Origin of the sequence: Micromonospora humida (genome assembly GCF_016901255.1) — a bacterium.
Lineage (GTDB): Bacteria > Actinomycetota > Actinomycetes > Mycobacteriales > Micromonosporaceae > Micromonospora > Micromonospora wenchangensis.
This window is the reverse complement of record NZ_JAFEUC010000001.1, coordinates 330,957-356,141: the sequence shown is the minus strand read 5'-3', so window position 1 is coordinate 356,141 and position 25,185 is coordinate 330,957. Positions and strand designations below refer to the sequence as shown.

The following is a 25,185-nucleotide window of genomic DNA, read 5'->3' as shown; positions in this document are numbered from 1 at the left end:
GAAGGGTGCTCGTGAACCCGATCCCGGGGTGGTCGGGCGGGACGGTGAGCGCATTGACAGATGCCGGTCAATTAGTAAGGCTTGTTGTCTGAGAGCGCTCTCACGACTCCGAGACCCCCTGGAGGATGCCGAACATGATCCGTCACCTGGGCGCCACCCTCGCCGCCGCGACGCTGGTCGGGGCGCTGGCCGCCGCACCCGCCGGGGCCGCGCCGGCCGTCGCGCCACCCGCGCCGGCCGTGCCGTCCGCCGTCGACCGTTCCGCCGGCCTGCCCGCCGACCAGCGGGCCGCGCTGCGCCGCGACCTCGGCCTGACCGACGCGCAACTCGACCGCCGTACCGTCGTCGAGGCCGGTGCGCCGGCGACCGAGCGGCGACTGCGCGCCGACCTGGGCACGCGCTACGGCGGCGCGTGGATCGCGGCCGACGGCGACGCCCTGGTGGTCGGGGTGACCACGGCCGCCGACGCCGCCCGGGTCCGCCGCGCCGGGGCGCACCCGCAGCCGGTCCGGTGGAGCCTGGCCGACCTGGACCGGGCCCGGGCCACCCTCGACCGGGCCGCCGGCCGCGCCGGGCCGGGCGTGCACTCCTGGTACGTCGACCCGGCGAGCAACAGCGTGGTGGTCCAGGCCGCCGACACCGCCGCGGCCCGCGCGTTCACCCGGGACACCGGCACGGCCGAGGTGACCCGGGCGGTGCCCGCGCAGCCGTACCGCCCGGTCTACGACATCCGCGGCGGCGACCAGTACGTCATCAACAACAACGTGCTCTGCTCGGTCGGCTTCGCCGTCGCCGGCGGGTTCGTCACCGCCGGGCACTGCGGCGCGACGGGCAGCACCACCAGCGGCAGCGGCGTCGCCCAGGGCACCTTCCGGGGCTCGTCCTTCCCGAGCAACGACTACGCCTGGGTGCAGACCAACTCCTCCTGGGTGTCGACGCCCACGGTGAACACCTACAACGGTGGCACGACGGCGGTGGTCGGCTCGGCGGAGGCGGCGGTGGGCAGCGCGGTCTGCCGGTCCGGCCGGACCACCGGCTGGCGGTGCGGCACGATCACCGCCCGCGACGTCACCGTCAACTACTCCGGTTCCCTGGTGTACGGCCTGGTGGCGAGCAGCGCGTGCGCGCAGCCCGGTGACTCCGGCGGCGCGTTCATCTCCGGCAACCAGGCCCAGGGCGTCACCTCGGGTGCCGGTGGCGACTGCAACTCCGGTGGCACCACCGTCTACCAGCCGGTCAACGAGATCCTCGGCGCGTACGGGCTGTCGCTGACCACCACCGGCGGTGGCGGGACCAGCCAGCTCGTCGGGTACGCCGGCAAGTGCATCGACGTGCCCAGCTCCAACGGCGTCGACGGCCAGTACCTGCACCTGTGGACCTGCAACGGCACCGCCGCCCAGCGGTGGACGTTCGCCGGGGACGGCACCGTGCGGGCCTTCGGCCTGTGCATGGACGTGGCCTGGGGCTCGACCGCGAACGGGGCGGTCGTCCAGCTGGCCCGGTGCAGCGGCAACCCGGCCCAGCAGTTCGTCCTCAGCGGTGCCGGCGACCTGGTCAACCCGCAGGCCAACAAGTGCGTCGACGTGCTGGGGGCGAACAGCGCCGACGGGACCCGGCTGGTGATCTGGGAGTGCACCGGCGGTGCCAACCAGAAGTGGCGGCGCGGCTGAGCGACCCGGGCGCGGGGCGGGCGACGACCTGGTCGCCCGCCCCGCGCACCGTCGGTGCCGGTGGACGGATCGTCAGTCCGGGGTGGAGCGGGGGCCGCCGGGCAGCCGGTCGCGGCAGAAGTCCCGGAACGAGCGGGGTGGGCGGCCGGTCACGTCCGCCACGGTGCTGGTGGTCCGGTCCTCCGCGCCGGCCGCGATCGCCGTGTCCAGGCTCGCGAGGAACCGGGCGAAGTCGGGTGGCAGGCCGTTGGCCTCGTGGTACGCCGTGAGTTCGGCCTCGCTGACGGCACGGTGCCGGACCGGTCGGCCGCCGGTGTCGGTGAGGACGGCGGCGATGTCGGCGTAGCTCAGGCGTTCGGGGCCGGTGACGAGGTGGTCGGTGTCGTGCGAGGTCGGATCGGTGAGGGCGCGGACCGCCACCTCGGCGATGTCGGCCGGATCGACGATGCCGACCCGGGCGTCGCCGGTGGCGCTGATGATCTCGCCGCGTTCCCGGGCGCTCACTCCGTGCGGGTGGTCGCCGACGAAGTTCTCCATGAACCAGGACGGCCGCAGCACCGCCCATTCGGGGAAGAACCCGCCCAGTCGGGCCTGCACCTCACCCAGGCCGGGAGTGCCCGCCTCGATCGCCGAGGAGCTGAGCAGGACGGCCCGCCGTACTCCCCGGGCGCGGGCCAGTTCCAGCAACGGCAGCATGACCGGTGCGGGATCGACCTCACCGACGGGCGGGACCAGGTACACGCCCGTCACGCCCTCCACCGCGGCGCGGTGGGTGCCGGGGTCGTACCAGTCGAAACGGACGTCCCCGGCGGAGGCCCGGCGGCTGGCGACGCGGACCGGGCGGCCGGCGTCGGCGAGGGTGGTGGCGACGAGCCGACCGGTCGTCCCGGTGCCGCCGATGACCAGGATCACGAGCGCACCAGCCCGCCGCCGAGCAGGTCCTGTGCGGCCTGCGGGTTCCAGTAGTCGCGGTAGTGCACGATGTGGCCGTCCGGGATGGTCGGCACGGCGACGTACCGCAGTCGGTAGGGCCGGTCGCTGGCGACGACGACGCTACCGGCGGTGAAGTCGGCGACGAGCACCGCCGGGTCGGTGGTCTCGTGCACCGTGACCTCGGTGATCTCGCGAACGTCGAGGATCGCCGGGTAGTCGATGAGGTAGTCGTGGACGGCGGCCCGGCCGGTGATCCGGCTCGGCTGCCCGGCCGGGGCGAACGGGAACCCCATGACGCCGTCGTCGGCGAACAGGGCGATGACTCCCGGCATGTCCTTGGCGAGCAGCAGGTGCGGGGCCCGATGGAACAGGGCGGTGGAAGGGTTGGACACGGTTGTCCCCTGGTCGTCGGTGCCGTGCCGCTGCGTGGCTACGATAGCGGACGGTCGGTCCGTTTCACTGTAGCGGACTGATGGTCCGCTTTGCGAGGGGAGAGGGCGTGCGCGCCGACGCGGCACGGAACCGGACGGCCGTACTGGCCGCCGCGGATCGGTTGTTCGATGCCGCGACCGACCCCGACCAGATCTCGATGGACGACATCGCCGCCGCCGCCGGAGTGGGCAAGGGCACGCTGTTCCGCCGCTTCGGCGACCGGATGGGGCTGCTCCGTGCCCTGTACGCGCAGCGCGGCGACCGGTTGCGGGCGGTACTGACGGCGGCTGCGCCAGCGGGCCCACCGGCGGAGCGCGCCCTGCACCTGCTCCGCGAGGTGGTGCGGTTCAAACGGGACAGCCGGGTGCTCACGTTGGCGCTGGAGAACGCGGGCGACGGCAGCCCCTACCGCACCGGGTCGTACGAGGAGTGGCACGTCCTGTTGGTCGCGCTCGTCACCGAGGCGCGCGGCCCCGCGTCGGCGGACTACCTCGCCCACGCCCTGCTGGCGGCCGTACGCAGCGACCTGGTGGAACACCTGCGGGACTGGCCCGACGAGCGCTGGGAGGCGGGGCTGGCCGCCCTGACCCGCGCGGTGCTGGACGGTGACGCGTCCCCGGCGGCAGCCGGGGCGGACGGCCCCACGCGCCACTAGGATCGGTGTGGAGGTGGACGAGGCATGAGACTCGGACTGCACTACTGGAACTACTCGACCCCGACCGATCCGGCGGCGATCGCACCGACGCTGATCGAGACCGCGACGATCGCGGAGGAGGCCGGGGTCTCGTCGTTCACCGTGATGGACCACTACTTCCAGATGGAGGCGATGGCCCCGGCCGAGGAGCCGATGCTGGAGGCGTACACGACGCTGGGTTTCGTCGCGGCGCGGACCTCCCGGATGACGCTCGGTGTGCTGGTCACCGGTGTGATGTACCGCTACCCGGGGCTGCTCGCCAAGATCGTGACCACGCTGGACGTGCTCTCCGGCGGCCGGGCCCGGCTCGGCATCGGCGCGTCCTGGTACGAGCGTGAGCAGCGAGGGCTCGGAGTGCCGGTGGTGCCGGTGGCCGAGCGGTTCGAACGGCTGGAGGAGACGCTGCGGATCTGCCGGCAGATGTGGAGCGACGACAACGGGCCGTTCGAGGGCCGGCACTACCGGCTGGCCGAGACGCTCAACTCACCGCAGCCGCTGCGACGGCCCCACCCACCGATCATGATCGGCGGCAGCGGCGAGAAGAAGACCCTGCTGCTCGTGGCCCGCTACGCCGACGCCTGCAACCTGTTCGGCAGCAGCCCGGCCGAGGTGGCGCACAAGCTGGACGTGCTGCGCGGGCACTGCGCCGCCGAGGGCCGCGACTACGACACCATCGACAAGACGGTCATCGTGATCCGGCCGCCGCTGGCCGACGTGGACGCGTTCCTCGCCGAGGTGGCCGGGTACGCCGCGCTCGGGGTGACCGAGGTGCAGGTCACCCCGGACCGGCACCCGGTGGAGTTCACCCACCGGATCGCCGACGAGGTGCTGCCGAAGTTGACCACGATCGGCTGAGGGCCGAGCCGCCCGCCGCCGCGCTGCCGGCGATCCGGCCGGGGCGGAATGCGCCGGGGGCGCACACCGCCCGCCGGTCGTGGTCCGCCGCCGGTGTCGTCCGCCCGCCGCCGAGCCGGCGGGCGGGCGGACGACCTTGACGGTCACTGACTGAGCCGGGCCACCTCGTCGGCGGTGAGCCGCAGCCCGGCGGGGGCCGCGCTGCGCCCCGTCGCCGGGGTGGTCGGCGGGTCGACCGGCCGGCGCAGGTGCCAGTCGGTGACCGCCTGGTAGGCGGCGACCACCGACAACAACCGGTCCTCGCCGTACGGCAGGCCACCGAGGATGGTGCCGATCGGCAGGCCCGCGCCGGTGAACCCGATCGGGAAGCCGATCTCGGGCAGGCCGAGGATGTCGAACGGCACCGGACCGGTCTGCACCACGACGTCGCAGTGCGCGAAGAGCTGGTCCAGCACCCGCTCCATCAGCAGCAGCTTGGCCCGCTGACCGGTGATGAACTCACCGCCGCCCAGCAGCGCCCCCTGCAACCAACCGGTCACCGACACCCCGAAACCCCGCAGGTCGGTACGCAGGTAGGGCAGGAAGGGCTCGGTGCGCTCGGGCAGCCGCACGTTGTTGAACGCGCTGCCGGTGAGCAGGTCCCACTCGTCGGGCAGCGGCACGTCGACGATCGTCGCGCCGGTGATCGCGGCGAGTTTCGCCAGGTAAGCCTGCCGGGCCAGCGCGGTCTCCGAGGTGCCGGCGGTGAAGCCGGGCAGCACCCCGATCCGGGTCTTCCACCGCAGTTTGAGCTTGCCGCCCTGGTAGGTGGGGGTGGCCGCGTCGATCAGCTTGGGCACCGCGGGCAGGCCCTGGCTGCGCGGGTCGGCCGGGTCCTCACCGGCCATCGCGGTGAGCATGATGGCCGCGTCCTTGGCGTCGCGGGCCAGCGGGCCGGGGTGGTCGCGGGTGTAGCTGAGCGGGATGATCCCGTGCAACGACACCCGTCCCATCGTCGGCTTGAGTCCGGTGAGGTTCTGCGCGTTGGACGGCGCGGTGATCGAGCCGCCGGTCTGGGTGCCGGTGCCGCAGGCGGCGAGCCGTCCGGCCACGGCGGTGGCGGTGCCGGTGGACGATCCGCCCGGGTCGGTGGCCGGATTGGTGGGGGTCCAGGCGTTGACCGTGGTGACCACCCCGGCGGGGGTGGTGGCCCGGGTGGTGGCCAGCGGGCCCATCTGGGTCTTGCCCAGCACGATCGCCCCGCCGCCGGTGACCAGCCGGGTCACCGCCGTGGCGTCGTACGGGGGCCGGAAGTCGGCGAACAGGTAGGAGCTGGCGGTGGTCGGCACCCCGGCGGTGTAGTAGTTGTCCTTGATGGCCAGCGGGATGCCGTGCAGCGCGCCCCGGTGCGGCTTGCGGGCCATCGCGCGGGCCGCTTTGACCGCCTGCTCGGCGAGCACCAGGTTGAACGCCTGGTAGGTCGTCTCGTAGCGGCTGATCCGGGCCAGGTACGCCTCGACCAGCTTCTCCGGGGTGAGTTTCCCGGCCCGGATCAGCCAGGCGGCCTCGGCGACGGTCAGTTCGGTCGGGTCGGCCACCGCCTCCGGGCGCGGCTTGACGTAGGCGTTGGGCACGGCCAGCGCCGGGTTGTAGCGGCCGGGCGGGGCGGCCGCCGCGCGGCTGACGCCGGCCGCCGAGGCGACGGCGGGCAGCCCGACGACGCCACCTACCGCCGAGGCGGTGGCCAGCGCGGCGGTCCGGGCGAGGAAGGCGCGACGGTCGACGCCGCGGTCGGCAGGTGCTGTGCTCATCACTTCCGCCATTCCGTGCTGATCGAGGGGTAGAGCATCGGCGCGGGCTGCTGGGACAGCGCCATGGCCACGGCCGGGTCGGTACCGGCCGGCGCGGGCGGCTGGTAGGCGGCGAGGGTGCCGACGGTGCCGCGGACGAAGGAGCGCAGCGAGGCCAGCACGGAGTCCCGGCCGGGGGAGCCGGTCTGCGGGTCGGCGGTGGTTCCGGGGGGAAGCTGGTCGAGGTCGATGCCGAGTGACGCGAGCCGGGCGCGGATGAGGACGTCCAGTTCCGCGTCGGTCGGTGGGGTGGGGGCCATGACGCTCCTTGAGGGGTGGGCGACGATGCCCCACTGTCGAGCCAGATCGTGTCGCGGACGTGACATGTTGATCTCGGCGTCGTGAAGCCACGCAGGTCAATGCCCCTGTACGGGGGCACGACAGTGGACGGCCGGGCCGATGCAGCGGGGCCGCGCCGCCGGCCGGCGTTGGCTAGGGTGCTCGGGTCGCGCGACCGCGTCCCGGAGGAGAACATGCTCGCCCCACTGCGGTACGCCGCCTTCCGTCGCCTGGCCGCCGGCCGGTTGGTCAACATGGTGGGCAACGCGGTCGCCCCGGTGGCGCTGGCCTTCGCCGTGCTCGACCTGACCGGTTCGGTCCGCGACCTGGGGCTGGTCGTGGGCGCCCGCTCGCTGATGAACGTGCTGTTCGTGCTCTTCGGCGGCGTGCTCGCCGACCGGGTCCCCCGTCGGCTGGTGCTGGTCGGTTCCAACCTGCTCGGCGCGTCGACCCAGGCGGCGGTGGCCGCCCTGGTGCTCACCGGCACGGCGACGATCCCGTTGCTGCTGGCGCTCGGCGCGGCCAACGGGGTGGTGAGCGCCCTGGCCCAGCCCGCCTCGGCCGCCGCGACGCCGCAGACCGTCCCGGCGGAACTGATCCAGCCGGCCAACGCGATCATCCGGCTCGGCATGAACGCCGGCATGATCGGCGGTACGGCGCTCGGCGGCCTGCTGGTCGCCGCGGTCGGCCCGGGCTGGGGGCTCGCCGTCGACGCGGTCACCTTCGCCGTCGCGGCCGTCGCCTTCGCCGGGGTCCGGGTGCCCGCCGCGCGCGGCGGTGCCGTCCGTACCGGCGTCGTCGCCGACCTGCGGGAGGGCTGGACCGAGTTCGCCGCCCGGACCTGGGTGTGGGTGGTGGTGCTCGGGTTCATGGTGCTCAACGCGGCCCTCGCCGGTGGGGTGAGCGTGCTCGGCCCGGCCGTCGCCGACGCGACGATCGGCCGCAGCGCCTGGGGCCTGGTGCTGGCGGCGCAGACCGTCGGGATGGTCGTCGGCGGCGTCGTCGCACTGCGGCTGCGGGTACGCCGGCTGCTGCTGTTCGGGGTGGTCTGCATGGTCGCCGAGTCGTTGCTGCTGCTGGCGCTGGCCCTGACCCCGACGCTGGTGGCGCTGCTGGCCGCCGCGCTGGTGGTCGGGATCGCCGTGGAACAGTTCTCGGTGGCCTGGGAGACGTCGATCGCCCAGCACGTCCCGGCCGACCGGTTGGCCCGGGTCTACTCGTACGACATGTTGGGCTCGTTCGTGGCCATTCCGCTGGGGCAGGTGGCGGTCGGGCCGGCCGCCGCGGTGGTCGGTACCCGCGACACCCTGCTGATCCTCGCCGCGCTGGTGGTGCTCTCCGTGCTCGGGATGGTGTCCAGCCGGGCGGTCCGCCGGCTGGAGGCGTCGACGCCCGGGGCCTGGGGCGTACGGCGGCCCGGCCAGCGTCGACGTCGGGCCCGTTCGGGAACCGGCCGGTGGACCGGCGCGTGGTCGGACGTTTCGCGGAGCCGGTGCCCGGCCGGCCCGCTCCGGTGGTGTGCCGCCCGCCCCGTCGGGCGACCGGCGGGGACGGCGGTGGCCGGACGGCTGTCGGCAGCGGCCGGGCCAGCGCCGGTCGGGGGTACGCCGGACCGCGCACCACCACGCGGTGGACCGGGTCGCGCCGGTCCGACAGTTACTGCGGGGCATTCCCGTTCGACGATGCGGAAAGGGTGGAACATCAGATCAATTGCCCGCCGGAGTCGCCATGCCCGCCACAATCGAACCGGTCCCGCCGATCCCGAGTGCCCTGTGTTCTGCCGGGTGTTTCGGACCACGCCGGGTGGCGGTACCCCATTACCCGGTGATCGTCCGTGGCCGGGAACGACTCAGTCGTGGAGCGTGACGTCGGGCAGTGGGCGGCCGGTGGCGTCGAACAGCGCGGTTCCGCAGTCACAGTGCTCGTCGGCGAGGCTCCCGGCCGCCGGCAGTTGCCAGACCAGCATCGCCCCGCAGCCGGGGCAGTCGAGGCTGACCAGGGTCTCGGTGGGTGGCGAGGCCCAGTCCCGTACCGGCTGGCCCTGGTGGGTCAGCCCGGTCGGCGGCTGCCCGCCGGTCCGCAGGACCAGCACCGGGTAGCTGTCGGTGCCGTCGTCGTGCACCGCGAGGGTGAAGCCGAGCGGTGCCAGCACGCCGGACAGGTGGTCGAGTTGGCGGATCGGCAGGTCGCCCCGGCCCAGCGTCGGGTCGGCCTCGGCGGCCCGCTGGACGACGTCGGTGTCGACGCCGTCCGGCTGTGCCCCGAAGACCCGGACCCGCCCGGCCACGAACGCCGCCAGGTCGCCGGGCTCCTCCTCGCCGGTCCAGTCCATCACGAACAGCACGCTGTCGACCCCGACGCCCCGGGCCCGCTCGTCGGGGGTGAGGGCCAGGTCCGCCAACTCCGTCACGACGGTCACGCTAGCAACCGTCGGGTGGCGGGCCGTGCGCGCCGGTCGCCCACCGTCGCCGCCCGCGTCGTGGCGGTGTGCGACGACCACCGGACGCGCGGGATCGGTGCGGACCCGGATGCGGCCGGCGTGCTTGACCCCTATGGAAGGGGAAACTAAACTCCGGCCGTTAACGTTCACAATCATTACAGTCGATATGTGCTGTCGAAACGCCGACGGTGACGTCCAGGTCATCCCCGTGGCGGCGCAGCAGATCGGTGCCGACCGGCTCGATGGAACCGGCAGGGCGCGTATCACCACCACCAGGAGGACGAAAGAAATGACGCAGGATCAGAATGGGCCGGCCGCCGGCGAGCGGAAAACACTGAGCCGTCGCGTCGTCCTGACGACGCTGGGCGCGCTGCCCGTCGCGGCGGCCACGGCGGCCCTGGGGGCCACGGAGGCCTCGGCCGCCCCGGCCAGCATCAACCTGTCGGCGTCCCGGCAGACGATCAAGGGCTACGGCGCGATGACCCACGCCGGCTGGATCGGCGACCTGACCGCCGCCCAGCGGGAGACGGCGTTCGGCACCGGTGAGGGCCGGCTCGGCTTCTCCGTGCTGCGCATCCCGGTCGGCGAGAGCCAGGCGGACTGGAGCCGTGACCTGGCCACGGCCAAGCGCGCGGCCGAACTCGGGGTGACCGTCTTCGCCTCGCCGTGGAACCCCCCGGCCAGCATGATCGAGACGTTCACCCGGGGCAGCCAGACCAACGCCAAGCGCCTGCGGGCCAGCTCCTACGCCGCGTACGCGCAGTACCTGAACGACTTCACCGTGTACATGCGCAACAACGGGGTGAACCTCTACGCCATCTCCGTGCAGAACGAGCCCGACTACGCCCACGACTGGACGTGGTGGACCTCCGGCGAGATCATCAAGTTCCTCAAGGAGAACTCCGGGGTGATCAGCACCCGGGTGATGGCACCGGAATCGTTCCAGTACGTCAAGTCGATGTCGGACCCGATCCTCAACGACGCCACCGCGCTGGCCAACGTCGACATCATCGGGGCCCACCTCTACGGCACCTCGTACTCGAACTTCCCGTACCCGCTGTTCAAGCAGAAGGGGGCGGGCAAGGAACTGTGGATGACTGAGGTCTACTACCCGAACAGCAACGCGAACTCGGGTGACGCCTGGCCGGAGGCGCTCGACGTCGGCGAGCACATCCACCGGTCCATGGTCGACGCCGAGTTCCAGACGTACGTCTGGTGGTACCTGCGGCGCAGCTACGGCCCCATGCGCGAGGACGGTCAGATCAGCAAGCGGGGCGCGATCATGGCCCAGTACGCCCGGTTCGTGCGGCCCGGATACGTCCGCGTCGACGCCACGGCCAACCCGGCGTCGAACGTCTACGTCTCGGCCTACCGGGGCGGCAACACCGTGGTCATCGTCGCGGTCAACAAGAACACCTCGGCGGTGAGCCAGCAGTTCACCCTCTCCGGCGCCACCGCGTCGGGCAGCGTGCAGAACTGGCTGACCGACGGCAGCCGCAACGTCGCCCCGCAGAGCGCGCTGACCATGTCCAACGGCTCGTTGACCGTCAACCTGCCCGCGCGCAGCGTGATGACGTTCGTGACCAGCGTCAACGGCACCACGCCGACCCCCACCCCGACCGTGACGCCCACGGGCACCCCGACGCCGACCCCGACCCCGACGCCCACCCCGACCCCCACCCCCACGGCGGGCGGCAGCGGACCCCGGGTCGTCTACACCATGAACACCTGGGCCTCGGGTTTCACCGCGAACATCGCGATCACCAACACCGGCACCTCGACGATCGACGGATGGACGCTGGCCTTCACCCTCCCGTCGGGGCAGACCATCACCTCGGGCTGGAACGCCACCTTCTCGCCGTCCAGCGGCCAGGTGAGCGCCCGCAACGTCAGCTACAACGGCACGATCGCCCCGGGCGGCACCGTCGAGGTCGGTTTCCAGGCCGACCACACCGGCAACACCGCGGAACCGACCGCCTTCACCCTCAACGGCATCCCCTGCACGGTGGCCTGACCGGTCGACCGGAGCAACCCCGTACGGCCGCCGCGGACACCGCGGCGGCCGTACCCGTTGCGGGTGCTTGCTCCTCACGCGGCGTGAGGGCAGATAGTCGGTGCCGTGGACGAACACCTGACCGTGGGACGGGTGGCGGAACTGGCCGGGGTCACCGTCCGGACGCTGCACCACTACGACGAGATCGGCCAGCTGACGCCGTCCGCGCGGACGGCGGCGGGACACCGCGCGTACTCGCCCGCCGACGTACGGCGGCTGCGCGAGGTGCTCGGCTACCGGCGGCTCGGGTTCGGACTCCGGCAGATCGCGGACCTGGTGGACGATCCGGCGACCGACCCCGTCGCGCACCTGTGCCGGCTGCGTGGCCTGCTGACCGACCAGCGCGACCGGGCCGCCGCCCTGGTCGCGGCGATCGACCGGGAGTTGCAGGCGCGGGCGCTGGGGATCGCCACCACCCCGGAGGAGCAGCTACGGGTCTTCGGCGGCCGGTTGTACGACACCATCGGCAGCGCCTACCCGGCGACCCGGCGCACCGACCCCCGGATCGCCGCCCGCATCTGGGCGGCGTTGGGCGACGCCCGGACCGTGCTGAACGTCGGGGCCGGCACCGGCTCCTACGAACCCGGCGACCGTGCGGTGACGGCGGTGGAGCCGTCGGCGGTGATGCGGGCGCTGCGTCCGGCCGACGCCGCGCCGTGCGTGGCCGCCGCCGCGGGGGACCTGCCGTTCGCCGACGGCTCCTTCGACGCGGCGATGGCGGTCAGCACCGTCCACCACTGGCCGGACCCGGTCGCCGGGCTGCGGGAGATGCGTCGGGTGGCCCGGCGGGTGGTGGTGTTCACCTACGACGCCGACGGCGCCGGCTGGCGGGAACGGTTCTGGCTGACCCGCGACTACCTGCCGGAGTTCGCCGGCCTGCTGGTCGACTGGCCCCCGCTGGGCGAGCTGACCGCCGCGATCGGTGGGCGCGCCGAGCCGGTGGACGTCCCGTGGGACTGCGCCGACGGCCTGTTCGAGGCGTACTGGCGACGGCCGGAGGCGTACCTGGACGAGCGGGTGCGGCGCGCGGTGTCGGTGTGGACCCGGGTCGGGCCGCAGGCCGAACGACGGGCCGTCGGGATGCTCCGGGAGGACCTGGCGTCGGGCCGGTGGGCGCAGCGCAACGGGGACCTGCTGCGTCGCGACACCGCGGAGCTGGGCCTGCGCCTGCTCGTGGCCTGAACAGCCCGGCCGGGGTCGCCGCGTGGCGCGGCCGACGTGGCAGTGCCGGCAGCTCCGCCGGATGCCCGGGTGGGACCGGCCGGGCCGCCGCCACGGTCAGCCCTGGCGGGTCGGTCGGATGGTGAGGTCGCCGATCTCGACGTCGTCGGGTTGGTCGACGGCGAAGGCGATCGCGCGGGCGACCGCGTCGGGGTCGAGGCCGATCTCGGCCATGGTCCGCTGCGCCTCCGCGCGTACCGCGGGGTCGTCGATGGCCCGGTCGACGAACTCGGTGCGGACGTAACCGGGGGAGATCGAGGTCGTCCGCAGCGCTCCGCTCGTGCTCTCCTGCCGCAGGCCCTCCAGCAGGGTGCGCACCGCGTTCTTCGTCCCGGCGTACACCGCCTGGGTGGGAACGATCTTCAGGCCGGAGGTCGAGACGACCGTGACGAGGTGACCGCTGCCCTGGCGGGTGAAGACGGGCAGGGCGGCGGCGATCCCGTGCAGGACGCCCTTGACGTTCACGTCGACCATCGCCGACCAGCCCTCGACGTCCAGCTCGGCGACGGTGCCGAGCCTGCTGATCCCGGCGTTGCCGACCAGGACGTCCAGCCGCCCGAACCGCTCCACGGCGAGGGCGACCAGGGACCGCAGGTCGTCCGGGGCGGTGACGTCCACCCGGGTGGCGACCGCCCTGCCGCCGGAGCCCTCGATCTCGGCGACCAGGCGGTCGAGCCGGTCGGTGCGGCGGGCACCGAGCACGACGGACGCGCCGAGCGCGGCGAGGTGGCGGGCGGTCGCCGCGCCGATACCGCTGCTGGCGCCGGTGATCGCGACGACCTTTCCGGGGATGGTCATGATTCTCCTCGGGGTAGAGTGGACACATGTCCGGTTACCCCGACGAGCTTAGCGGACACGTGTCCGCTTCTGTCAAGGGCGCGGCGGCGTCCCGCGCCGACGCACGGCGCAACCGCGAACGCATCCTGCGCGCGGCCCGCGACCTGGTGCACGAGCCGGGCGAGCTGAAACTCAACGCGGTGGCGAAGGCCTGCGGCATCGGGCAGGGCACCCTGTACCGGCACTTCCCCACCCGGGAGGACCTGCTCGTCGAGGTGTACCGGCACGAGGTCGACGACCTGGTCACCGCGGCCCCGCACCTGCTGGCCACCCACCCGCCGGTGGCGGCGTTGGCGGCCTGGTTCGACCGGGTGGCCGCCTACGCCCGGGTCAAGCGGGACGTGTTCGCCGCCGTCGAGGCGGCGACCTGGCGTGACCTCGCCGCGCACAGTCTCGGCCCGATCGGCGAAGCGGTGGAACTGCTGCTCGCCGCCGGCCGCTCGGCCGGCAGCATCCGCGCCGACGTCGAGGCCCGGGACGTCATCGTCCTGATCAGTTGGCTCTCCCGACTGGACGACACCGAGCTGGACAGCCGGGGGCCGCGCCTGCTGGCCGTCCTCGTCGACGGCCTCCGCGCCCCCGGCGGGATTGTCACCGGTAGCGGCTAGCCTGCCGTCATGGCGAGCGCGGAACTGGATGAGTTGGTCGTCCCCGACGCGGACGCGCTGCGCGCCTGGCTGTCGGCCCACCACGACACCTCCCCCGGGGTGTGGCTCGCCCTGACCCGCAAGGGCGGCACGGTCACCACCCTGACCTGGCAGCAGGCGGTCGACGAGGGGCTGTGCTTCGGCTGGATCGACGGGCAGGCCCGCAAGCGGGACCAGGAGAGTTCCTGGATCAGGTTCACCCCCCGCCGGGCGCGCAGCATCTGGTCGCAACGCAACGTCGCCCACGTGGCCCGACTGGAGGAGCAGGGCCGGATGCAGCCCTCGGGCCGGGCCGCGGTGGAGGCCGCCAAGGCGGACGGACGGTGGGCCGCGGCCTACGCCCCGCCGTCGGAGGTCGAGGTGCCCGCCGACCTGCTCGCCGCGGTCGCCGCCGATCCCGCCGCGCAGGCCATGTTCGACGTGCTCACCCGGACCAACCTGTTCGCGCTCGTGCACCGGCTCAACGCGGTGAAACGGGCGCAGACCCGGGAGCGGAAGATCGCCGAGTTCGTCGCCATGCTGGCCCGCCACGAGACGCCCCACCCGCAGCGGGCCCGGCCGCCGCAGGTCCCGTGACCGGTGCCGCCCGACCCGCCTACCGGGGCGTCGGGGGCCGGTCCCCGGCGCACAGGGCGTAGGTGTAGCCGTCCACCCAGCCCCGTTCGGCGTGCCACGAGTCTCCGACGCCGTGCTGTTCGCGGCGCATGCCGACCTTCTCCAGCACCCGTACCGAGGCGAGGTTGTCGGCGAAGCACCCGGCGGTGATCCGGCGGACGCCCAACCGGGTGAACGCGTACGCCACCATCGCGGCGACCGCCTCGGTGGCGTAGCCCCGCCCGCCGTGGGCCGGGTCGAAGATGTAGCCGAGCTGGGCCTCGGTCCGGGTCGGCATGCCCGGCTGCCCCATCCCGTCCAGCACGTCGAGCGAGACCGTGCCGATCACCAGGCCGTCCAGGACGACCGCCCGGCTGTGGTCGTCGGGGTCGTCGGCGGCGCGCCGCCAGGCCGCCCGGAACGCCGCCGGCTCCACCTCGGTCCGCAGCAGCCAGTACGTCACCTCGGGCAGGTTGCGGTACTCGAGGATGCGGTCGACGTCGCCGTCACCCACCGGGCGCAGGGTCAGGCGGGGCGTACGCAGCGTGGTGCCGTCCATGCGGCCGGACTCTAACGCATCGTGGGCCCTGCCCCCGTCGTCGACGGGTCGCCCACCCGTCGGGTGGGGGCGCGCCCGTGAGCTGCGCGCGCCCGGCCGGGCCGGCGGCCCTCGGGCGTGTTTGGATGGTCCGGTGGATCTGACTGTGACGGACGTGCCGGACCGGGAGCGGTTCGAGGCGCGCGACGAGACCGGGGCGCTGGCCGGGCTGGTCACCTACCAGTTGACCGGTGCCATCATCGCCTACACGCACACCGAGGTCGACCCGGCGTTCGAGGGGCGGGGCGTCGGCTCGACGCTGGCCCGCGCGGTCATGGACGACGCCCGCGCCCGGGGCCGTACGGTGGTGCCGATCTGCCCGTTCCTCGCCGACTGGCTGGGCCGGCACCCGGAGTACGCGGACATCGTGGCCCGCTCCACCCGCCGGATCAAGTAGCCCGGCGGCCCGGGGGCGGCCCCCCGGGTGGTGAGCGGGCGGGTGCGCAGCGCATCGGCGGGCGGCGCATCCTTGACGGCGTCTGATTGTTGCGTTGACAATTCCAGCCTGTTAACGCTCACATGACGCCGAGGAATCCCCCCATGCCCTCAGCAGTTCCCCGGAACCACCACCCCACCCCCCGCCGCACCCGCACGGTCGTCGCCGCCACCGTGCTCACCCTTCTCGCCGCGCTGGCCCCCGCCACCGCGGCCCCGGCCGCCGCCGACGACGTCACCGACGGTCTGCTCCTGCGCTACGACCTCGACCAACGCACCGGCACCACCGTCGTCGACACCTCCGGCCGCGGCAACGACGGCACCCTGGTCGGCGGCGGCACCTGGACCGGCACCGACGGGCTGCTGCTCGACGGCGTCGACGACCACGTCAAACTGCCCGACAACCTGCTGGCCGGCCGCTCCTCGCTCACCGTGGCCCTGGACGTCATGGTCGACCCGGCACAGCAGACCCCGTACTTCCTCTGGGGCCTGGGCAACCCGGCCACCTCCGCCGCCGGCACCGGCTACCTGTTCGCCAGCGGCGACGCCTTCCGCGCCGGCATCACCACCACCAACTGGGCCGGCGAGAAGGTCACCGGCACCGGCGGCAACCTGGCCCGGGGGGTGTGGAAGTCGGTCGTCTACACGCAGACCGGCACCACCGGCACCCTCTACGCCGACGGCGTGCAGGTGGCCCGCAACACCGCCGTCACCGTGCCGCCCGGCGCGGTCGGCAACGGCGTCACCACCGCCAACAACCTGGGCCGGTCGAACTACGCCACCGACCGGTTCCTCAAGGGACGGGTGGCGAACTTCCGGATCTACGACCGCGCCCTCACCGCCGCCGAGGTCGCGGTGGTCGCGCAACCCGGTGAGTCCGACCAGACCCGGGCCGAGGCGGCCGCCGCCGCCCTGACCCTGGTGCACGCCGAGGACGTCCGTGGCAACCTGACCATGCCCGCCACCGGCCGGTACGACGCGACGGTGCGCTGGCGCTCGGCCCGACCGGAGGCGGTCGCCGCCGACGGTGTGGTGCGTCGTCCCGCGCACGGCGCGGGCGACACGACGGTGCCGGTGACCGCCACGGTCACCGTGGGCGCCGCCACCGTCGAGCGGACTATCACGCTGACCGTCCGTGAGCTGCCGGCCCCCGCGCCGTACGCCGGCTACGCGTTCAGCTACTTCACCGGCAACTCGATCGCCGGGGAGAAGATCTACTTCGCCGCCAGCCGGGGCAACAACGCCCTGCAGTGGACGGAGGTCAACGGCGGCCAGCCGAAACTGGAGTCGACCCACGGCACGTTGGGCCTGCGCGACCCGTTCCTGATCCGCAGCCCGGAGGGGGACCGGTTCTTCCTGATCGCCACCGACCTGTCGATCGGCCGCAACGGCGACTGGGACGCCGCCCAGCGCCGGGGCAGCCGCTACCTGGAGGTGTGGGAGTCCACCGACCTGGTCAACTGGTCGGCGCAGCGCCACGTCGAGGTCTCCCCACCCACCGCTGGCAACACCTGGGCGCCGGAGGCGTACTGGGACGCCGAACGCGGTGAGTACCTGGTCTTCTGGGCCTCGAAGCTGTTCGCCGAGAACGACCCGGACCACACCGGCAACACGTACAACCGGATGCTGGCCGCCACCACCCGCGACTTCGTCACGTTCAGCCCGGCGACGATCTGGCAGGACCGGGGCGAGTCGCGGATCGACTCCACGATGATCCGCGAGGGCGACACCTACTACCGGTTCACCAAGGACGAGGGCAGCGGCGGCACCGGCTGCTCCGACATCATCCAGGAGAGGTCCCCCTCGCTGACCGCCGTCGACCTGCCCGGCCGACCGTCGTGGACGATGCTCGACTCGTGCATCGGCCGCGACGCCGGCACCTCCGCCGTGGAGGGACCCACCGTCTTCAAGGCCAACCCCGGCGACACCTCCGGCTCGCGGTACTACCTGTTCGTCGACGAGTACGGCGGCCGGGGCTACATCCCGCTGGGCACCGACGACCTGGCCAGGCCGAACTGGAAGGTGCCGGCGTCCTACCGGCTGCCGGCCAGCCCACGGCACGGCACGGTCATCCCGGTCACCCGCGCCGAACTCGACGCGCTGACCGACGCGCCGCCCCCGGTGGACGCCAACGCCGACGGGGTGGTGGCCCACTACCGGCTCGACCAGGCGGCCGGTGGCACGGTCACCGACGACTCCGGCAACGGCCACCACGCCACCCTGGCCGGCGACGCCCGCTGGGACGCAGGCAGCCTCACCCTCGGCGGCACCAACGGCCACGTCGACCTGCCCGACAACATCATGTCCGGGCTGGACGAGATCACCGTGTCGATGGACGTGAACATCGCCGCCGACCAGGCCACCCCGTACTTCGTCTGGGGGCTCGGCAACACCGACTCCGCAGGCGTCGGCAACGGCTACCTGTTCACCACCGGCAACGACTACCGGACCTCGATCAGCCTGGGCAACTGGACCGGCGAGCAGACCGTCACCGGCGGCCGGGCGTTGCCCCGGGGGGTGTGGAAGACCCTGACGTACACCCTGAACCGGGCCGGCACCGCCCGGATCTACCTGGACGGGGTGCGGGTGGCCGAGAAGACCGGGCTGACCGTCGCACCCGGTGACATCGGCGGCGGCCGGACCACCGCCAACTACCTGGGCCGCTCCCAGTACGCCAGCGACCGCTACCTCAAGGGCCGCATCCGCGACTTCTCCCTCTACAACCGGGCGCTCAGCGACGCCGAGGTGGCCGCGTTGGGCAGCAACGGCACCAGTGTCGTCGCCGTCGAACTCGACAGCCTCAGGGTCCCGGCCATCGTGGACGCCGGCAGCGGCACGATCACCCTGCCGGTCCGGCCGGGCACCGACCTGACCAGGCTCGCCCCGCGCTACCTGGTCGCGCCCACCTCGACGGTCAGGCCCGCCGGGCCGCGCAACTACACCCGACCGGTGACGGTCACCGTCACCAGCGCCGCCGGGGCCAGCCGGGCCTGGACGGTGCGGGCGGTGCCGATGAACACCCCGGTGCTGCCCGGGTACAACGCCGACCCGAACATCGTCCGGTTCGGCGACACGTACTACATCTACGGCACCACCGACGGCTTCCCCGGCTGGGGCAGCTCGACGTTCACCGTGTGGTCCAGCCGCAACCTGGTCGACTGGACCGCCCACGACACCATTCTCGACCTCGGGCCGGACGTCAGCTGGGCGGACACCAACGCCTGGGCGCCGGCCGCGATCGAGAGGAACGGGAAGTACTACCTGTACTTCTCGGCCCAGCAGAACATCGGCGTCGCGGTGGCCGACTCGCCGCTCGGGCCGTTCGTCGACCCGCTCGGCCGGCCCCTGGTGAGCAAGGCCGACTACGGCAACGCCCAGCAGATCGACCCGGCGGTGTTCACCGACGACGACGGGAAGAGCTACCTGTACTGGGGCAACGGCACCCCGTACGTGGTCCCGCTGAACGACGACATGATCTCCTATGACGTCACCCGGCGGGTCCGGCTGACCGGGCTCACCGGTTTCCGCGAGGGCCTGTTCATGCACAAGCGCAACGGCGTGTACTACCTGTCCTGGTCTATCGACGACACCGGCAGCGAGAACTACCGGGTCGGCTACGGGACGGGCAGCAGCCCGCTCGGGCCCTTCACCAGCAGGGGGGAGATCCTCACCAAGGACCCGGCCCAGGGCATCCTGGGCACCGGGCACCACTCCATCATCCAGGTGCCCGGCACCGACGACTGGTACGTGGCGTACCACCGGTTCGCCATCCCGGGCGGCGACGGCACCCACCGGGAGACCACGATCGACCGGCTGCACTTCGCCGACGACGGCACCATCGAACCGGTGGTGCCCACCCTGACCGGGGTGGAGCCGCTGCGCTACCGGGGCGGGCAGCCCCGGCTGCGGATCACCGGCCCCGGCGCCGACGGCTGGTACGGCGCGAACGCCGCGCTCACCCTGGCCCACGGCGAGCTGATCAGGCTGGTGGAGTACCAGATCGACGGGGGTGGCTGGTTCCCGTACCGGGAGCCGGTGGCCCTGCCCGCCGGCCGGCACACGATCGAGTACCGGGCGCAGGGGGTCAACCTGCTCTGGAGCACACCCTGGGCGACGTCGGTGCAGGTGGACGGGGTCACCCCGACCGCCGAGGCGACGCTGGTCGACCGGGCGCTGGTCGTCACCGGCCGGGACGCCGACTCCGGGGTGGCCCGGGTCGAGTACCGCCTCGACGGTGGCCAGTGGACCACCTGGACCGGGCCGGTGCCGCTGGACGACCTGGCGCACGGGGTCCGCTACCGCGCGGTCGACGTGGCCGGCAACGTCGGCGAGGTGGCCGTGCTGCGGGTGCCGGCGGTCCGGTAGCCGCCGGCCGGACGCGCCGCCCGACACACGGTCGGGCGGCGCGTCCGCGTCCCGGGGTTCCCGGCCGGGGCGCGATGCGACTTCGTCATCTCACATGCCGGTAGTCGGGGTGGGCGGGCGACCGACTGCCTGTCAGTCGACCGATATCGATGCGCCCGAAGTCCGTTCATGATGTCGGGCCCGCGCCCGGCGGATCTCCTCCGCGCCGGCCACCCAGCGCGCCGCCGTCCGACCGGTGGCCTGCCCGGCACCGGGTCCGGGGCTGTCGGCGCTGCGGGCGACCGGCCCTGCGGCGTGGCCCGGTGGCGGCCCGGCGGCCACCGCAGCACGGTCGGCGAGCAGGCGCGACCAGCGGTGGACCTGCCCGGCCCAGGCGTCACCCGCCGGCAGCAGGTGCAGGCGGAAGCGGGGGTGTCGGGTCAACCAGCCCCGGACCACCGGGGCGTCGTGCAGCGCCGGATCGTCGGCGACCAGGTGCACCTCCAGGTCGGCGGGCACCGCCCGGTCCACCGCCACGAGGAACCGCCGGTACGCCCCGGCACGCCGGTGCCGGTCCGGGGTGGCCTCGCCGGCGGCCACGAGCTGCTCCGGCCGGCGCGGGGCGATCACCGGCCGGTGCGCCGGCGGTGGTCTGTCGGCCGGTGCCCGGTCCGGGGCCGACGCCGGGCCGGCCGGGTCGCCGCTCGCCGGTCGCTCGTCGCGGGGTGCGGCGCACAGCGCCAGGGTCTGGCCCGGCGGCTGGCGGTAGAGCCCGACCAGGGCCACCACCGTGGCGACGAACCCCGGGTCGGTGGCCAGGGTGAGGCCGTCCTGGAGGTGGGGACGCAGGTCGAACCGACGCCAGATCCGGCCGACCGTGGACGCCGACAGACCGCTGTGGACGGCCATTGACGCCCGGGACCACCGTCGTGCCGGGGCCGGCGTGGCATCGAGGGTGGCCGCGACCACCCCGTCCACCTGCTCGGGCCGGACCGAGCGGGGCCGGCCGGCACGCGGGTCGTCGGCGAGCCCCGGCAGCCGCGCGGCGGCGAACCGGGAACGCCATTTCCCGACCGTCGCCGGTGAAACGTTCAACCGGGTCGCGACCTCGATATTCGTGGCCCCCTCGGCGCAGGCCAAAACGATTCGGCAGCGAATGGCGAACGACTGCGTCGAGTGGGCCGCGCGGGCCCCCTTCGTGAGCTGTTCCCGTTCCTCGTCGGTGAGCACCAGCCTGGCCTTCGGCCGCCCCTTCCCCATGCCACGATCCTATCCGGATATGACATGGACTAATGGCGCATCGCGATCGTGGGAGCGGTCACGGTCGATTGCTCGGACGGTTGCCCTGGACGGTTCACGACGGGACTGAGTATGGTCCCGACGAGTCCCGGACTTGGGGGAAGGGGCCGCTACCGCAACGTTGCCGTGGCCCGTGTGGTGATCTGACATGGGGGGACCGCTTCAGTGACCACGACCGATCTGCACGAGAACATGACGTCGATCTGCGCCGAAGTCCTCCACCGACCCACCGTCGGTCCCGACGACGACCTCGTCGAACTCGGCATGGACTCGGTGGGCGCGGTGGAGATCGTGACCCGGGTCGAGGCGGCGTACGGCGTGGACGTGGTCGACGTCATCTTCGACACTCCCACGGTCAACCGGCTCTGCGCGGTCGTGGAATCCGCCGCCGTCCGCGACGAGTCGCATGCCTAGTCCGCTGGCCGAGCCGAACCTCGCCGACACGGCGAACCTGCTGGACCTCGTCACCCAGGCCGCGGCGGCCTACGGGGACGACCCGTACCTGCTCCCGGCGGAACCCGGTGGCCGCCAGATCAGCTTCACCGACGTGCTGACCTTCACCCGGGGCTGCGCGGCGCTGCTCGACGAGCACCGGGTGCCGCCGGGCGGCCGGGTGGCCGTGGTCCTGCACAACTCGTCGCTGGCCGCGCTGCTGTTCCTCGGCGTCATCGCCGCCGGGCGGATGCTGGTGCCGCTGAACCCGAAGTCCGGCCCGGCCGAGTTGGACACCCTGCTCGCCCACGCCGACGTCGCGCTGGTGCTCGGCCCGTCGTCGACCGCCGCGAAGGCGTCGCCGGGCCGGCGCTGGCTGACCGTGGACGACGCGGAGGGGTTCCTCACCGCGGTCCTCGACCGGGGCGTCGCCTACCGGGGGAAGCTGGTCGCGCCCCCGGACGGCGGGGCGGCCGACGCCGAGGTCGTCTACACCTCGGGGTCGACCGGCGCGGCCAAGGGCGTCGTGCTGTCCCACCGGGCCCTGCTGGCCAACTCGCTGGCGATGGTGCGGTGGGCCGACGCGGGCCGCGACGACGTCTTCCTCAACGTCATCCCGATGCTGCACGTCGGCGGGCAGGGCCTGCCCACGCTGACCCCGCTGTGGTCCGGGGGGCGGACGGTCTGTGTCCGCTCGGAGGTGGCGCTGGCCCGGTTCTGGAACTACGTGGACCGGCACCGCCCGACCTGGACCCTGGTGGTCAACGCCTACCTCGCGCACCTGGTCGAGCGGCCGCAGCGACCGGCCGACAGCCGGCTCAAGGGCGTCCTCGCCGGCGGCTCGGCGCTCAGCCCCGACCTGATCCACCGGTTCGAGAGCACCTTCGGCATCCCGGTGTTCCAGGTGTACGGGATGACCGAGATGACCTCGCTGACGGTGGTGGAACCCCGCGACCGCCAGCCGGGGGACCGGCGCACCACCGGCCTGCCGGTGCCGTTCGCCCGGGTCCGGGTCGTCGACGCAGACGGGCGGGACGTCGCGCCGGGGGAGAGCGGGGAGGTCCTGCTGAGCGGCCCGAGCATCTTCACCCGGTACGAGGCCGCGCCGGAACTCACCGCCGGGCGGCTGGTCGACGGCTGGGTGCGCAGCGGCGACCTCGGCCACCTCGACGAGCGTGGCGAGCTGACCATCGTGGACCGGATGGACAGCATGGTCATCGTCAGCGGCGAGAACGTCTACCCGGCCGAGATCGAGAACGTCGTGCCGCAGCTCGACGGGATCGCCGACGCGGTGGTCGCCGCGCTGCCGCACCCGGTGACCGGGGTGGAACTGGTGCTGGTCTACACCCTGCTGCCCGGCGCGGTCGCCCGGGAGGACGAATGGCGCGCGCTGTTGCTCAAGCAGCTCAGCGCGTTCAAGGTGCCGCGCCGGTTCGTCCCGCTGGCGCAGCTCGGGGTCGACAGTTTTCCGCGTACCCCGCTCGGCAAGATCCAGCGGTCGGACGTGCGGCGGTTGGCGGTCACGAACCTGACCTGAGTCACCGTCGGTGTCGGACGAGGAGGAACGGGGGGTCTGCCAGGAGATCGGTTCACCGGGGGCACCTGCGGGTCCGTCGTCGTACCGCGCCAGTGTCGGTGTCCCTTTTTCCATAATTCGCGGGCGTGAATGCCAACAGGAGGCGAGCTGCGTTATGCCGGTGGAGATCTTTGACGACGAAGAAGTAGTGGTACGTACCCCCGACGAGCTGAAGCGCATGCCCCGGGCTTACCAGAAGGCGCTGATCAGCCAGATCATGATCAACACGGAGGGTGAACTCTCCGGCGGAGACGACTACACCATGATGTTCCTGCCGCTGGCGCCCAACGCCGAGGAGCGTCAGGTGTGCGCGGAACGGGCCGCCGAGGAGTACGACCACTACAAGATCGGTAAGCGGGTGCTGGCCGAGATCGGCATCGACACCTCGCACATGGAATCCCAGTCCATCGAGGAGCGTCGGCTCTTCGCCGACAAGCGACTGCACCAGTGCACCACCTGGGCCGAGCGGGGGATCTACTCGTACATCGGCGAGGAGAGCGCCCTGATCATGATCAAGGAGTTCGCCCAGGGCAGCTACAAGCCGTGGGCGGACGCGGTCCGCACGATCATCCTGGACGAGAAGATCCACATCGCCCACGGCGCCCGGGTCTGCCGCAACCTCGCCGCCACCGACGAGGGCCGCGAGCAGTTGCAGGCCGCGCTCGACCGGCTCTGGCCGGTCTTCCGCGACCTGTTCGGCACCCCGGAGTCCGAACGGTCCAAGCGGGCGGTCCGCTACGGCCTGCGACGCACCACCAACGGTGAGGCGTTGCAGCAGTGGGAGAACACCGTCATCCCCCGGATCCACGCGCTGGGGCTCGTCGTCCCCGCCGTGGCCACCTGAGAGGACGCCCCGCCCATGCCCACCCCCATCGCGATCAATCCCCGTCCGCTGTCCCGGCGGGAGGCCAAGGTCCGCCTGGCGTCCCTGCTGGCCGACCGACCCGACCTGGCCGCGCGGTTGCAGGTCGTCCGGGACATGGGCCGCCGGGTCAGTGCGACCGAGGTGCACCTCACCACCACCTGCAACATCCGGTGCAAGGGGTGCTGGTACTTCGAGGGCGGCTTCGACGCGGCCGTCCCGGAGACCTCCGACCCGGCGTTGATCTCCCGGTTCGTGGACTCGCTGGTGGCCAAGGGTGTCACCCAGGCGACCCTGATCGGCGGCGAGCCGACGCTGGTCCTGCCCCGGGTCGTGCCGTTCGTCGAGCGGCTGCCGTACGTGACCATCTCCACCAACGGCATCCGGCCGCTGCCCATGGTCGGCTTCGAGCAGGTCGCGGTCGCCATCAGCCTGTTCGGCGGCGGCCCGCTGGACGACGCGTTGCGCGGCTACCGGGTCAACGGCTCGTCGTTCTCCGGCCTCTTCGAGACCGCCCTCGGGCACTACCGCAACGACCCCCGGGTGATCTTCGTGTACGCCCTGTCCGAGGAGGGCCTGCAGTACGTCGAACCGACCGTGCGGGCCATCCAGGACAACGGCAACCAGGTCACCTTCAACTTCTACTCCGCCCACGGCAGCGACCACGCCCTGCGGATCGAGAACGAGCAGCGCACCCTCGCCGAGGCGCTGCGGGTCAAGCAGGCGTACCCGGAGACGGTGGTCTGCCACCCGTACTTCATCGAGTCGCTGATCACCGGCCGCACCCACTGGGACGGCCAGTTCGGCTACGACGTCTGCCCCAGCATCAGCGTGGACCACCCGGACCACGCCGAACGGATCCGCAACGGCAACCCGGTCCTGGACGGCTTCGCCGTCTACGGCGCCGACTACCAGACCCTCCAGTTCTGCTGCACCTCCGGCAACTGCGCGGACTGCCGGGACAGCCAGGGCGTCTACAGCTGGCTGCTGGTCAGCATGAACCGGTTCCTCGACGACACCGGCCGGCTGGAGACCTGGCTGGAGCTGGCCGAGAGCTACTGGCGTCAGTGGTACTGGGCGCAGCGGCACCACACCAACTTCGCCCGCCGCGCCCCGTTGACGGCCTGACCGATTCCCCTGCGAGACAAGGAGCAC

The 25,185-nt window shown here is 72.9% G+C and carries 21 protein-coding genes and 1 pseudogene; 14 read left to right on the top strand and 8 right to left on the bottom strand.

The features are described from left to right. The first annotated feature begins 134 nt into the window (after positions 1 to 134). On the top strand, positions 135 to 1,670 hold the full coding sequence (locus tag JQX11_RS01600; RefSeq protein ID WP_232376998.1) for a ricin-type beta-trefoil lectin domain protein: 1,536 nt from the start codon (positions 135 to 137) through the stop codon (positions 1,668 to 1,670). Between the two features lie 72 nt (positions 1,671 to 1,742). Here JQX11_RS01600 and JQX11_RS01595 read toward each other — a convergent pair whose 3' ends face one another. Together JQX11_RS01595 and JQX11_RS01590 are read right to left on the bottom strand one after the other, a co-directional pair. After that, a complete protein-coding gene (locus JQX11_RS01595) occupies positions 1,743 to 2,582 on the bottom strand; it encodes an NAD-dependent epimerase/dehydratase family protein (RefSeq protein WP_204923117.1) in 840 nt (279 codons plus the stop codon). Continuing rightward, positions 2,579 to 2,995 carry a nuclear transport factor 2 family protein gene (locus tag JQX11_RS01590; protein WP_307826015.1) on the bottom strand — a complete coding sequence of 139 codons (417 nt, stop codon included), beginning with the start codon at positions 2,993 to 2,995 and terminating at the stop codon, positions 2,579 to 2,581. Before JQX11_RS01590 ends, JQX11_RS01595 begins: the two co-directional genes overlap by 4 nt. A gap of 107 nt (positions 2,996 to 3,102) precedes the next feature. Between JQX11_RS01590 and JQX11_RS01585 the strand changes: the two genes are divergently transcribed. Both JQX11_RS01585 and JQX11_RS01580 read left to right on the top strand, forming a co-directional pair. After that, on the top strand, positions 3,103 to 3,690 hold the full coding sequence (locus JQX11_RS01585; protein WP_204923116.1) for a TetR/AcrR family transcriptional regulator: 588 nt from the start codon (positions 3,103 to 3,105) through the stop codon (positions 3,688 to 3,690). 24 nt (positions 3,691 to 3,714) lie between these two features. After that, entirely contained in the window at positions 3,715 to 4,584 is an 870-nt protein-coding gene (locus JQX11_RS01580; protein ID WP_204923115.1) for an LLM class F420-dependent oxidoreductase, read from the top strand. Between the two features lie 143 nt (positions 4,585 to 4,727). Here the strand turns inward: JQX11_RS01580 and JQX11_RS01575 are convergent, their stop codons facing one another. Both JQX11_RS01575 and JQX11_RS01570 read right to left on the bottom strand, forming a co-directional pair. Further along, positions 4,728 to 6,374, bottom strand: a complete 1,647-nt coding sequence (locus JQX11_RS01575; RefSeq protein WP_232376997.1) for an amidase — start codon at positions 6,372 to 6,374, stop codon at positions 4,728 to 4,730. Continuing rightward, on the bottom strand, positions 6,374 to 6,673 hold the full coding sequence (locus JQX11_RS01570; RefSeq protein ID WP_204923113.1) for a hypothetical protein: 300 nt from the start codon (positions 6,671 to 6,673) through the stop codon (positions 6,374 to 6,376). Before JQX11_RS01570 ends, JQX11_RS01575 begins: the two co-directional genes overlap by 1 nt. 99 nt (positions 6,674 to 6,772) lie before the next feature. Between JQX11_RS01570 and JQX11_RS01565 the strand changes: the two are divergent. Then, positions 6,773 to 8,044 (top strand): annotated as a pseudogene (locus JQX11_RS01565) (MFS transporter); the annotation flags it as partial. A 497-nt stretch (positions 8,045 to 8,541) separates the two neighbouring features. On the opposite strand, the gene JQX11_RS01560 reads toward JQX11_RS01565, so the two are convergent. Further along, a complete protein-coding gene (locus tag JQX11_RS01560; RefSeq protein WP_307826014.1) occupies positions 8,542 to 9,111 on the bottom strand; it encodes a hypothetical protein in 570 nt (189 codons plus the stop codon). Between the two features lie 310 nt (positions 9,112 to 9,421). Between JQX11_RS01560 and xynC the strand changes: the two genes are divergently transcribed. After that, complete coding sequence (gene xynC, locus JQX11_RS01555) at positions 9,422 to 11,146, top strand: glucuronoarabinoxylan endo-1,4-beta-xylanase XynC (protein WP_204923112.1); 1,725 nt, start codon at positions 9,422 to 9,424, stop codon at positions 11,144 to 11,146. Between the two features lie 105 nt (positions 11,147 to 11,251). Continuing rightward, complete coding sequence (locus JQX11_RS01550) at positions 11,252 to 12,367, top strand: MerR family transcriptional regulator (protein WP_204923111.1); 1,116 nt, start codon at positions 11,252 to 11,254, stop codon at positions 12,365 to 12,367. 96 nt (positions 12,368 to 12,463) lie between these two features. Here JQX11_RS01550 and JQX11_RS01545 read toward each other — a convergent pair whose 3' ends face one another. Next, positions 12,464 to 13,204: an SDR family oxidoreductase gene (locus tag JQX11_RS01545; protein ID WP_204923110.1), complete on the bottom strand. Its 741-nt coding sequence runs from the start codon at positions 13,202 to 13,204 to the stop codon at positions 12,464 to 12,466. Positions 13,205 to 13,263: 59 nt separating this feature from the next. Between JQX11_RS01545 and JQX11_RS01540 the strand changes: the two genes are divergently transcribed. Together JQX11_RS01540 and JQX11_RS01535 are read left to right on the top strand one after the other, a co-directional pair. After that, on the top strand, positions 13,264 to 13,851 hold the full coding sequence (locus tag JQX11_RS01540) for a TetR/AcrR family transcriptional regulator (protein WP_307826013.1): 588 nt from the start codon (positions 13,264 to 13,266) through the stop codon (positions 13,849 to 13,851). A gap of 9 nt (positions 13,852 to 13,860) precedes the next feature. After that, the gene (locus tag JQX11_RS01535) at positions 13,861 to 14,466 is read left to right on the top strand and encodes a YdeI/OmpD-associated family protein (RefSeq protein WP_204923108.1); all 606 of its coding nucleotides are present in this window, start codon (positions 13,861 to 13,863) and stop codon (positions 14,464 to 14,466) included. Between the two features lie 19 nt (positions 14,467 to 14,485). On the opposite strand, the gene JQX11_RS01530 is transcribed toward JQX11_RS01535, so the two are convergent. Then, the gene (locus tag JQX11_RS01530) at positions 14,486 to 15,043 is read right to left on the bottom strand and encodes a GNAT family N-acetyltransferase (RefSeq protein ID WP_204923107.1); all 558 of its coding nucleotides are present in this window, start codon (positions 15,041 to 15,043) and stop codon (positions 14,486 to 14,488) included. A 133-nt stretch (positions 15,044 to 15,176) separates the two neighbouring features. On the opposite strand from JQX11_RS01530, the gene JQX11_RS01525 reads away from it, so the two are divergent. Continuing rightward, positions 15,177 to 15,479: a GNAT family N-acetyltransferase gene (locus tag JQX11_RS01525; RefSeq protein WP_204923106.1), complete on the top strand. Its 303-nt coding sequence runs from the start codon at positions 15,177 to 15,179 to the stop codon at positions 15,477 to 15,479. A 143-nt stretch (positions 15,480 to 15,622) separates the two neighbouring features. Next, positions 15,623 to 19,882, top strand: a complete 4,260-nt coding sequence (locus JQX11_RS01520; protein ID WP_204923105.1) for a family 43 glycosylhydrolase — start codon at positions 15,623 to 15,625, stop codon at positions 19,880 to 19,882. 132 nt (positions 19,883 to 20,014) lie between these two features. On the opposite strand, the gene JQX11_RS01515 is transcribed toward JQX11_RS01520, so the two are convergent. Continuing rightward, a complete protein-coding gene (locus JQX11_RS01515) occupies positions 20,015 to 21,121 on the bottom strand; it encodes an IS630 family transposase (protein WP_204923104.1) in 1,107 nt (368 codons plus the stop codon). Positions 21,122 to 21,325: 204 nt separating this feature from the next. Between JQX11_RS01515 and JQX11_RS01510 the strand changes: the two genes are divergently transcribed. From JQX11_RS01510 to JQX11_RS01495, 4 genes are all read left to right on the top strand, one after another. Continuing rightward, entirely contained in the window at positions 21,326 to 21,574 is a 249-nt protein-coding gene (locus JQX11_RS01510; protein WP_204923103.1) for an acyl carrier protein, read from the top strand. Continuing rightward, complete coding sequence (locus JQX11_RS01505) at positions 21,567 to 23,129, top strand: class I adenylate-forming enzyme family protein (protein WP_204923102.1); 1,563 nt, start codon at positions 21,567 to 21,569, stop codon at positions 23,127 to 23,129. Before JQX11_RS01510 ends, JQX11_RS01505 begins: the two co-directional genes overlap by 8 nt. 160 nt (positions 23,130 to 23,289) lie before the next feature. After that, positions 23,290 to 24,012, top strand: a complete 723-nt coding sequence (locus JQX11_RS01500) for a Phenylacetic acid catabolic protein (protein WP_204923101.1) — start codon at positions 23,290 to 23,292, stop codon at positions 24,010 to 24,012. Positions 24,013 to 24,027: 15 nt separating this feature from the next. Next, a complete protein-coding gene (locus JQX11_RS01495; protein WP_204923100.1) occupies positions 24,028 to 25,158 on the top strand; it encodes a 4Fe-4S cluster-binding domain-containing protein in 1,131 nt (376 codons plus the stop codon). The last annotated feature ends 27 nt before the right edge of the window (positions 25,159 to 25,185 follow it).

Excerpts from the sequence above, each read along its gene's own strand:
- JQX11_RS01520 (WP_204923105.1), top strand. The coding sequence starts at position 15,623 with ATGCCCTCAGCAGTTCCCCGGAACCACCACCCCACCCCCCGCCGCACC.
- JQX11_RS01505 (WP_204923102.1), top strand. The coding sequence starts at position 21,567 with ATGCCTAGTCCGCTGGCCGAGCCGAACCTCGCCGACACGGCGAACCTG.
- JQX11_RS01580 (WP_204923115.1), top strand. The coding sequence starts at position 3,715 with ATGAGACTCGGACTGCACTACTGGAACTACTCGACCCCGACCGATCCG.
- JQX11_RS01575 (WP_232376997.1), bottom strand. The coding sequence starts at position 6,374 with ATGAGCACAGCACCTGCCGACCGCGGCGTCGACCGTCGCGCCTTCCTC.
- JQX11_RS01545 (WP_204923110.1), bottom strand. The coding sequence starts at position 13,204 with ATGACCATCCCCGGAAAGGTCGTCGCGATCACCGGCGCCAGCAGCGGT.
- JQX11_RS01570 (WP_204923113.1), bottom strand. The coding sequence starts at position 6,673 with ATGGCCCCCACCCCACCGACCGACGCGGAACTGGACGTCCTCATCCGC.
- JQX11_RS01530 (WP_204923107.1), bottom strand. The coding sequence starts at position 15,043 with ATGGACGGCACCACGCTGCGTACGCCCCGCCTGACCCTGCGCCCGGTG.
- xynC (WP_204923112.1), top strand. The coding sequence starts at position 9,422 with ATGACGCAGGATCAGAATGGGCCGGCCGCCGGCGAGCGGAAAACACTG.
- JQX11_RS01515 (WP_204923104.1), bottom strand. The coding sequence starts at position 21,121 with ATGGGGAAGGGGCGGCCGAAGGCCAGGCTGGTGCTCACCGACGAGGAA.
- JQX11_RS01600 (WP_232376998.1), top strand. The coding sequence starts at position 135 with ATGATCCGTCACCTGGGCGCCACCCTCGCCGCCGCGACGCTGGTCGGG.
- JQX11_RS01535 (WP_204923108.1), top strand. The coding sequence starts at position 13,861 with ATGGCGAGCGCGGAACTGGATGAGTTGGTCGTCCCCGACGCGGACGCG.
- JQX11_RS01495 (WP_204923100.1), top strand. The coding sequence starts at position 24,028 with ATGCCCACCCCCATCGCGATCAATCCCCGTCCGCTGTCCCGGCGGGAG.